Below are 9,114 nucleotides of genomic sequence, written 5' to 3' on the forward strand. Positions count from 1 at the left end.
AGGCGCTTGCCGGCCTTCACGGCCTTGTAGAGCATCTCGCTCACGTCGGTGACGAACGGCTTGATCTTCTGGCCGAGTTCGAGGTAGTCCTTGATGACCACTTCGGGGTCAATCGCCGGAACGTCGTACATGACGGTAAATTCTTCGTTATGGACCTTCGCCATAGCCTCGACACGGGGGCGCAGTTCGCGTTCGTCCATGAGGTCACCCACGCGCACGCCGATGCGGTTCACCTTGTCGCTATAGCAGGGACCGATACCGCGGCCCGTAGTACCGATAGCAGCCTTGCCCGCCTTCTTTTCCTTCGCCTTGTCGAGCGTGGAGTGGTACGGGAGCACCACGTGGGCGTTGTTCGCGATGAACAGGCGGCCTTCGGGATTGATTCCCTTCGTGTGGAGGTCGGCAATCTCGGCGAGCGTCTGGATGGGGTCGAGAACGACACCGTTACCGATGACGCAAATCTTGTCCTGGTGCATGATGCCCGAGGGAATCAGGTGGAACACGAACTTCTGGTCGCCCACCTCGACAGTGTGGCCCGCGTTCGCGCCGCCCTGGAAACGCACGATGTAGTCCGCATCGAGCGTCAAGAAATCCACAACCTTCGCCTTTCCTTCATCGCCCCACTGGGAGCCGATTACAACACGATTTGCCATATATCCTTCATTTTTGTGACCTGGAGCACAGCCTTGGCGGGCCGCCCGCGGGTCGATTGCTGTTTAAACACGAAATTGCAACGCGGGGAACTTCCCCGCGCCCTTTTTCGTCATAAAAATAAAAAAAAGGCCGGCAATTGGGCAGACCTGGCCCCCTATAGCGCGGAAAAACCACCTGTAAGCCGCCAAAAAAGCCAAAAATGCATCAAAAAAGCACATCGAGTCCTATAATTGACCATTTTCCGCAGTCCAACGCCCCCATCAATGCCCATTGCCGCCCTTCATGCGCCTTTTTACATACCAATGCCCCAAAAAAATTTAATTAGTATGTAATCCTCAAGTTCTTTTTTCCGACCTTACATACTAATACCTTCGCAATCGCACTTTAGTATGTAAAAAAGGTCCAAATTGCAAGCAAGACAACCGGAAATCAGACCAAAGCGGACGCAATTCGTCCTTTTTCGGCCCTTTTTCTCTCTTTCAGTTGCATTTTTTACATACCAACCATCATCAACCGCCCATTTAGTATGTAAGCCCCGCCAAAAGCAGCCTTCCAAGCCATCATACACAACACTGTAGCCTCCCCCAGACGTCTAAAACTTGTTTTTTCACCGCACACTTCGTATATTAGTGACACATAAGCGTTGATATAGACCGCTAAAGCGGCGTATCAGCGCTTTTTTTTGTTCCACACCAAAACAGGAAAGCGAATGCAGGCAAACCAGCTCCTTCAAATCGCAAACGAGCAAATTCAGCAACTAACCGCACTAAGGGCAAAGCTCTCCAAAACAAAACAACCCACAGGAAGATTACGGGTCATAACCAATCACGGCCGACCTCAGTATTATCTCGTCACAGAGAAGGGCAGCACAAACGGAACATTCCTCCCCCGAAAAGAAATCCGCAAAGCGATGGCAATTGCCCAACGCGACTACAACAAAGCCGCGGCGGACATACTGAAAATAGAGATTGCCGCACTCACTAGCCTTCTTGCCGACTACCGCCCAAACGAACTGGACGAAGCCTACACACAGCTGCATCCTGGACGCCGCGCCCTTGTAACGCCCATCCGCGAACCCGACGAAGAATTTATCGCAACATGGCAGCACCTTCCCTACACCGGCAAGCCTTTCGAAATCAACGCCCCGGAATTTTTCACAAGCACAGGCGTGCGCGTTCGCTCCAAATCCGAAGTCATCATCGCGGAAGCGCTCTATCGCGCAGGTATCTCATTCCGCTACGAATATCCCATAAGCGTCAAGGGTTGGGGAACGCTTTACCCCGACTTTACTTGCCTCAACACGACCTCACGCGAAGAAATCATCTGGGAGCACTTCGGACTCATGGGTGACCCGGACTACACCGAAAATGCCATTCAGAAAATTTCGCACTACGCTGCCAGCGGCTACATCCTCGGCAAGAACCTTATCGTCACCTTTGAAAGTGGCAATACCCCGCTATCTGTCAAGCAAGTACAAGCCTATATCAAGGCTTTTTTCAAACAGAACGTCTCCCGCCAACAGAATTAAACTATAATTCTCATATTCGCATACAAAGGGTCCCATTATGGAATATACAAGATTAATCGCAGTTTTCATTGACTTCTTAATTGCAGCATGCATCAACACGATTCCATTCACTTTGCTGGTCATGTTGCCGATGGTCCAAACAAACGGGCAAATGGAATCCCCGGAGCTAATGGGCAGAGCGCTTATCGCCTCGCTGATCGCAATGCTGTATCTCGTATTCCGCGATATTCCAAGCGGCGGCAGCATCGGTAAAAAAGTGATGAAACTGAAAGTCGTCGACGCCGAAACACAGGGCCCCGTTTCTATCGGGAGGAGAATCCTCCGGAACGTAACGTGGCTGTTAAGCTGGATTGAAATTTTCGCATACCTGATTACAAAGAAAAGGATCGGCGACAGAATCGCGAAGACCGATGTTATTGAGATACCGTAGCAAAGCGCATCGAAATGACCCAGATTTTCAACCTCGGAAGCCGCATCGTCAACAACTACCTGATTTCCACGGAAGTCGGATACATTCTCATTGACACCGGTTACGAAGGCGGCTTCAGGCGTTTTACAAACAAACTAAAACAACGCCGCATAAATCCAAAAGACATCCGGTACGTTTTCCTCACGCATGCGCATGACGACCATGCCGGATTCTTGAACGAGATCCTCGCCGCCACGGACGCGAAGGTCATATTGCACCCCAAAGCCATCGAGCGGCTCAAAAAAGGCCAGAATTCATTTGAAGGCGGATGTTCCAGCCGGCTTGCGTTCCTGTTCTGCAAAATTCTTACGCTCTGCGGCAAAGGCGAGCACAAGTTCCCCGTCATCCGCGAAGAATTTCTGCCGCGCCTCGTCACCACGGATTCCGAAGAATTCCGCAGCTTGAACCTTCCTTTCAAAGTTCTCGAAACTCCAGGCCACACGGCAGACCACATCTCGCTATTAATTGGCGACAAGCTCTTCTGCGGTGACGCAGCCATGAACAATTTCCCGAGCCAAAAGCGCGTCATCGTCTGGATAGAGAACCCGCAGCAGTTCAAGCAGTCGTGGCAAGCGATTCTCGCCGCGGCCCCCAAAACAATCTACCCTGCGCACGGCAAGCCATTCCCTGTAAGCGACCTGCAGAAGTTTTTACCCGACCTCGACAAAATACGCCTACACCCAATAAGGCATTAAGTAGCTCAACAATCCTTTTTTCACTATATTTTAAGCATGTCCAAGATCATTCGGGCTGTGTGCCACTTTCTCTCATCCTACGCTTCCCCGTTCGTCATCGCAAGCGCAATCGTCGCATTCTTCCTCCCCGTAGCATTCGGCTGGGTCCACGGGAACGTATCCTCGGTCATCCTCGGCATCATCATGCTGAGCATGGGGCTCACGCTCTCCGTGCAGGATTTCAAGATCCTGTTCAAGCGCCCGCTCGACATTCTGCTCGGGGCCGTCGCGCAGTACACCATCATGCCGCTAGTGGCCTTCACGCTCACGAAGGTTTTCGGACTCGACCCCTACCTCGCCGTGGGCATCGTCCTCGTGGGCTGCTGCCCGGGCGGCGTCTCCAGCAACATCATGAGCTTCCTCGCGAAAGGCGACGTGGCCTACTCCGTGGGCATGACGACCGTCTCCACGCTGCTTGCGCCCATCATGACCCCGCTGCTCGTTTTATGGCTTGCCGACACGAGCATCAACGTGAACGCCGTCGGGATGTTCCTCAACATCCTCTACGTCACCATCCTCCCGGTGACCATCGGCTTCCTGCTCAACGTATTCCTCGGGCACCGCGCCGTGTTCAAGGAAATCCAGTCCAACATGCCGGCGGTCGGCGTCATCGGGCTCATGCTTATTGTGGGCGGCGTGGTGGTGACCGTGCGTCCGCAGCTCTTCGAGCACGGGCTCAGCCTCATCTTCCTCGTACTCGCGGTCGTGTTCTGCCACAACGCGCTCGGCTACGTGCTGGGCTACAGCGTGGGCAGGCTGTTCAAGTTCAACACCGCCAAAAAGCGCACCATTGCAATCGAAGTAGGCGTACAGAACGCAGGCATGGCGACCGTGCTCGCGGCAAGCTTCTTCGCCAATCCCGAAAACCTCGCGCTGCATCCCGAAGCGGCACTCTGCGTGGTCCCCTGCGCATTGAGCTGCATCTACCATTCCATCAGCGGCACGGTGCTCGCGAACTTCTTCGCGTGGAAGGACAGCAAGGCGGAATAAACGTTTCCGGTCCAGCGATCCGCATGCCGTAGCGCATTCGGACACAGCGGCAATATTTATATAACCGAGAATATAACCGCGGCAGAACAACTTTACATAAAATGTAAAACAAAATCACTGTTTTTACATAATCTGTAAATATTACATTTTCTAGGATTTTCGTTTTCCGCCCAAAACAGGCGTTTTTGAGCATTTTTAACAAAATCTGTAAAATTGGCACGCTTCTTGCAAACAAGGGGCATGTTTATCAAGTTTTCCAAATGGACCGGACTCGGCAACGATTTCATTTTATTGGAACCGGGTCAAAATCTGAATAACGGGACGGATGCCGGCGCGGGCTTCGGCACCGAATTTACCCAGCGCGTTATCAAGCTTTGCGACCGCCGCTTCGGCATAGGCGCCGACGGCGTGGTCATCGTGACCCCGATGGACAGCGAAGGCTGCCTCGTGATGGACGGAGTCGCCTCGGGCGCGGGACCCGCATCCAAATCGCAAGCCAACGGCACCGACTTCGAGATGCGCATATTCAACGCCGACGGCTCCGAGGCCGCCATGTGCGGGAACGCGACGCGCTGCGTGGCGAAATACATCCGCAGCCGCGGGCTCGCGAAATCGCCCGACACCAAGGTATTCAACTTGCACACCAAGAGCGGGCTCGTGAAGCCAGCCCTCCTGGACGACGGCCGCGTGTGCGTGGACATGGGAGACCCGCGGAACTTCCTCGGGACCATCAAGCTCACCGCCGACAGCTACGACTTCACCGCGGAGACCGTCTCGATGGGAAATCCGCACGCGGTCATTTTCGTGGACGACATCGAAAAAATCCAGCTGGAAAACTGGGGTCGCGTGCTGGAATGCGACAAGCAGTTCCCGGACAGGTGCAACATAGAATTCGCGCAGGTTCTTCCTTCGGGTCAAGGGACGCCCACCCAAATCCGCATGCGGGTTTGGGAACGGGGTTGCGGCGTCACCATGGCCTGCGGAACCGGTAGCTGCGCAACCCTCGTTGCGGCCCAGCGCACGGGCCGCGTGGGCGTCGAAGCCGACATCATCCTGGACGGCGGAACGCTCCACATCAAGCACGAGAACGACGGCCCGGTGCTCATGACCGGCCCCGCACAGGAAGTTTTCCAAGGAGAAATCGAGCTATAAATCACGTGAAATGTGGAACGAATAATTTTTGCCATCCACATTTCACACCTCACATCGCGGCGTAGCCGCCCAAATCAAACACTTCATATCGAATCATGAACAACTCTTACATCAACGCCAACTACGACCTCCTTCCCGGTAGCTACCTGTTCTCTACCATCGCGAAAAAAATTGCCGAATACCAGGCCAAGAAACCCGATGCCGACATCGTCCGCCTGGGTATCGGCGACGTGACCACACCCCTCATCCCCGAAGTCATCAAGGCCATGCACAAGGCCGTCGACGAGATGGCCGTGAAGGGGACATTCCGCGGTTACGGCCCCGAACAGGGCTACGACTTCGTACGCGAGGCGATTGTAGCCGGCGAATACACCTCCCGCGGCATCGAAATGGACCCGGACGACATCTTCGTGAGCGACGGATCCAAGTGCGACGTGGCCAACATCCAGGAACTTTTTACAGAAAATGTAAAAGTCGCTATTCCGGACCCCGTTTACCCGGTATATTTGGACTCGAACGTGATGGCCGGACGCGCGGGCGTGTTGCAAAATGACGGGCATTTTTCTAAGGTGACCTACCTCGCTTCGACCGCCGAGAACAACTTCCAGCCGGACCTCCCCAAGAATCCGGTGCAGATGATCTACCTTTGCAGCCCGAACAACCCGACGGGTACGGTACTGAGCCGCGAGACCCTGCAGAAGTTCGTGGACTACGCGAACGAGAACGGGGCCATCATCCTGTTCGACGGCGCCTACAACTGCTACATCCAGGACGAATCGCTCCCGCACTCCATCTTCGAGATTCCGGGTGCGCGCACCTGCGCCATCGAGTTCCGCAGCTTCAGCAAGACGGCGGGTTTCACCGGCGTGCGCTGCGCCTACACGGTCATCCCGCACGAACTTTCCAAACTCCGCTCCATGTGGAACCGCAGGCAGTGCACCAAATTCAACGGCGTGAGCTACGTGACCCAGCGCGCCGCCGAGGCCATCTATTCCCCGGTAGGCTGGCAGCAGACCAAGGAAGTCATCGCCGGTTACATGCGCACGGCGAAGGTCATCCGCGAAGAACTCACCGCGGCGGGCTACACGGTATTCGGCGGTGAACACGCGCCCTATATCTGGTGGAAAATTCCCGACGGCGAGAAATCCTTCGACTTCTTCGACCGCCTGCTCGCCACCTGCGAAGTCGTGGGTACGCCCGGCAGCGGCTTCGGCCCCTGCGGCGAAGGATACTTCCGCCTGACCGCCTTCGGCGACTACGAACGCACCAAGGAAGCGCTCAAGCGCATCAAGGAAAAGCTCTAAACAGTGCGAAATGAACGCAGTCACATTCCACACTTAACATCCCCAATTGCTATTTTATGTCCATGCCAACTCCCATAGGTTCCGAAATTTCGGTCATCCAGAAGATTAGCGTCGCGATTATCCACGAACGCAACGTGGAAAAGTTGCTGGAAAACGTCCTCGACATCCTGGAAACCGAACTCGGCATGCTTCGCGGCACCTTCGCGCTCCTTTTTGGAGACACCCTGAAAATCGAGGCCTCTCGCGGACTTGACGAATCCGAAAAGCAGAAAGGCTTTTACCGCATGGGCGAAGGCATCACGGGCCATGTGGCCGAACGCGGCATCAGCCACGTCATTCCGGACCTTCGCAAGGATTCCAGATTCTTGAACCGCACCGGCTCGCGCAACTACGATTCCCAAGTGGCGTTCATCTGCGTCCCGCTGATTCACGACGAGAAGACCATCGGAACGCTTTCAATCGACAGGCCGGTTGACGGCACCACCGATTTGGACCGCGACGTGGCCCTGCTCGAAATTATCGCGAACATCACGGGCGACGCGGCGAACGAATGCATCGAGCTGCACAACGAGCACGAAGCCATGCTCGAAGAGAACCGCAAGCTGCGCGACATGCTCGCGAACAACCCCAGCGAAATCGTGGGTAACTGCCGCGAGATGCAAATCGTCTACGAGCAGCTCCATCAGGTAGCCCCGAGCGATGCCACCGTGCTTATCCGCGGCGGAAGCGGTACCGGCAAGGAAATGATCGCCCGCGCCATCGTGAACCTGTCACCGAGAAAAGACAAGCCGTTCATCACGCTCAACTGCGCCGCGCTCCCCGAGAACCTCGTGGAAAGCGAACTTTTCGGACACGAGAAGGGTGCCTTCACCGGAGCGATGGTCCGCCGTATCGGACGCGCGGAAGCGGCAAACGGCGGTACGCTCTTCCTCGACGAAATCGGCGATCTCACCATGCAGACCCAAGTGAAGCTGTTGCGATTCCTGCAAGAACGCACGTTCAGCCGCGTGGGCAGCAACGAGGAAATCCATGCCGACGTGCGCTTCTTGGCGGCCACGAGCCGTAACCTCGAAGAGCTCATGCAGCAAGGCAAGTTCCGCGAAGACCTTTATTACCGCCTGAACATCTTCCCCATCGTGATGCCCGACCTCGCCAAACGCAAGAGCGACATCATACTGTTGGCGGAACACTTTATCGATAAGTTCAATCTCAAGTACGGGAAAAAGATCGCGCGCCTCTCGACGACGGCCATCAACATGCTCATGAGCTACTACTGGCCGGGCAACGTACGCGAACTCGAGAACTGCATGGAACGCGCCGTGCTTACCGCAAAGGACGAATGCATCCACAGCTTCAACCTGCCGCCTTCCCTGCAGACCAGCCTCACCTCGGGCAACGGGAACTCCATCGTGTTGACAGGAGCGCCGCTCGAAGTGATGTTGCAGAACTACGAGAAGGAAATCCTGACGGAAGCCATCAAGCAGAACGACGGGAACCTATCTGCCGCAGGCAGGACGCTCGGTGTTTCGCCCCGCATGATGAACTACCGCATGAACAAGCTGGGAATCGCTTCCCACAAGTAACTGCGGTTATAATAAACTAACGACCTTGAGCCTTGCTGTCGACGAGTTCGACGGCAAGTTTTTTCATGCCGTTGAAGTCCCACTTTCCGCTTCCGAGCTTCGGGACGTTCTCGACGCAGAACACGGAACCCGGGAGCATAAGGGGCGGAATGCCGGACTTGCGCAGGTTGCGGGAAATTTCCTCGGTATCGAGGTCGCCCTTGACCAGAAGCACGATGCGTTCGCCCTTCGACGAATCGGGAACTGCAGTCACGGCGAATTCCTGGTTGTCGAGCACCTTCGATTCGGCGATGCGGAGTTCCACCGCGGTAAGGGAAATCATTTCGCCACCGAGCTTCGCGAAGCGGCTGTAGCGCCCGAGAATCTGCACGAACCCGTCCTTCGTGATGGAGCACTTGTCGCCCGTCTTGTACCAGCGGCGCCCATCGATTTCGAGGATGACATTGTCCGTCTTTTCCTTGTCCTTCAGGTACCCCTTCATCACCTGCGGCCCGGTCACGACAAGCATGCCTTCGGCACCCTGCGGCAGGAACTCGTTCGTTTCGGGATCGATAATGGCGACCACCGTGCCGGGAGGAGGCAGGCCGATGCTCGAAGGATCGCTGCACTTTTCCATGGTGTGGAAGTCGTCGAGCAACACGTTGGGGGCATTGATGGAGGCGAGCGGGGTAAGTTCCGTACAGCCGTACCCTTCGTAGAT

Annotated in this window: 9 protein-coding genes; 7 read left to right on the top strand and 2 right to left on the bottom strand. The window is 55.4% G+C overall.

The window, feature by feature from the left end; all coding sequences use genetic code 11:
- On the bottom strand, positions 1 to 653 hold a 653-nt coding region (locus tag IK012_RS05750), incomplete at its 3' end, for an adenylosuccinate synthetase (RefSeq protein ID WP_290951759.1).
- A gap of 911 nt (positions 654 to 1,564) precedes the next feature.
- Between IK012_RS05750 and IK012_RS05755 the strand changes: the two genes are divergently transcribed.
- From IK012_RS05755 to IK012_RS05785, 7 genes are all read left to right on the top strand, one after another.
- Positions 1,565 to 2,182 carry a hypothetical protein gene (locus IK012_RS05755; protein ID WP_290951762.1) on the top strand — a complete coding sequence of 206 codons (618 nt, stop codon included), beginning with the start codon at positions 1,565 to 1,567 and terminating at the stop codon, positions 2,180 to 2,182.
- A 37-nt stretch (positions 2,183 to 2,219) separates the two neighbouring features.
- Positions 2,220 to 2,612 carry an RDD family protein gene (locus IK012_RS05760; protein ID WP_290951765.1) on the top strand — a complete coding sequence of 131 codons (393 nt, stop codon included), beginning with the start codon at positions 2,220 to 2,222 and terminating at the stop codon, positions 2,610 to 2,612.
- Positions 2,613 to 2,626: 14 nt separating this feature from the next.
- A complete protein-coding gene (locus tag IK012_RS05765) occupies positions 2,627 to 3,346 on the top strand; it encodes an MBL fold metallo-hydrolase (RefSeq protein ID WP_290951768.1) in 720 nt (239 codons plus the stop codon).
- A gap of 36 nt (positions 3,347 to 3,382) precedes the next feature.
- Positions 3,383 to 4,375 (top strand): bile acid:sodium symporter family protein, encoded by a 993-nt coding sequence (locus tag IK012_RS05770; RefSeq protein ID WP_173383153.1) that lies wholly within the window; start codon positions 3,383 to 3,385, stop codon positions 4,373 to 4,375.
- A 240-nt stretch (positions 4,376 to 4,615) separates the two neighbouring features.
- The gene (dapF, locus tag IK012_RS05775) at positions 4,616 to 5,527 is read left to right on the top strand and encodes a diaminopimelate epimerase (RefSeq protein ID WP_290951772.1); all 912 of its coding nucleotides are present in this window, start codon (positions 4,616 to 4,618) and stop codon (positions 5,525 to 5,527) included.
- Between the two features lie 95 nt (positions 5,528 to 5,622).
- On the top strand, positions 5,623 to 6,831 hold the full coding sequence (locus tag IK012_RS05780; protein ID WP_290951775.1) for an LL-diaminopimelate aminotransferase: 1,209 nt from the start codon (positions 5,623 to 5,625) through the stop codon (positions 6,829 to 6,831).
- A 62-nt stretch (positions 6,832 to 6,893) separates the two neighbouring features.
- On the top strand, positions 6,894 to 8,414 hold the full coding sequence (locus IK012_RS05785; protein WP_290951779.1) for a sigma 54-interacting transcriptional regulator: 1,521 nt from the start codon (positions 6,894 to 6,896) through the stop codon (positions 8,412 to 8,414).
- A 16-nt stretch (positions 8,415 to 8,430) separates the two neighbouring features.
- On the opposite strand, the gene IK012_RS05790 is transcribed toward IK012_RS05785, so the two are convergent.
- Positions 8,431 to 9,114, bottom strand: a 684-nt coding sequence (locus tag IK012_RS05790) for an AMP-binding protein (RefSeq protein ID WP_290951782.1), incomplete at its 5' end; no start/stop codon positions are given.

This window comes from Fibrobacter sp. (assembly GCF_017551775.1).
In the GTDB taxonomy this organism is placed as follows: Bacteria; Fibrobacterota; Fibrobacteria; order Fibrobacterales; family Fibrobacteraceae; genus Fibrobacter.

Excerpts from the sequence above, each read along its gene's own strand:
- IK012_RS05755 (WP_290951762.1), top strand. The coding sequence starts at position 1,565 with ATGGCAATTGCCCAACGCGACTACAACAAAGCCGCGGCGGACATACTG.
- IK012_RS05760 (WP_290951765.1), top strand. The coding sequence starts at position 2,220 with ATGGAATATACAAGATTAATCGCAGTTTTCATTGACTTCTTAATTGCA.
- IK012_RS05765 (WP_290951768.1), top strand. The coding sequence starts at position 2,627 with ATGACCCAGATTTTCAACCTCGGAAGCCGCATCGTCAACAACTACCTG.
- IK012_RS05770 (WP_173383153.1), top strand. The coding sequence starts at position 3,383 with ATGTCCAAGATCATTCGGGCTGTGTGCCACTTTCTCTCATCCTACGCT.
- dapF (WP_290951772.1), top strand. The coding sequence starts at position 4,616 with ATGTTTATCAAGTTTTCCAAATGGACCGGACTCGGCAACGATTTCATT.
- IK012_RS05780 (WP_290951775.1), top strand. The coding sequence starts at position 5,623 with ATGAACAACTCTTACATCAACGCCAACTACGACCTCCTTCCCGGTAGC.
- IK012_RS05785 (WP_290951779.1), top strand. The coding sequence starts at position 6,894 with ATGCCAACTCCCATAGGTTCCGAAATTTCGGTCATCCAGAAGATTAGC.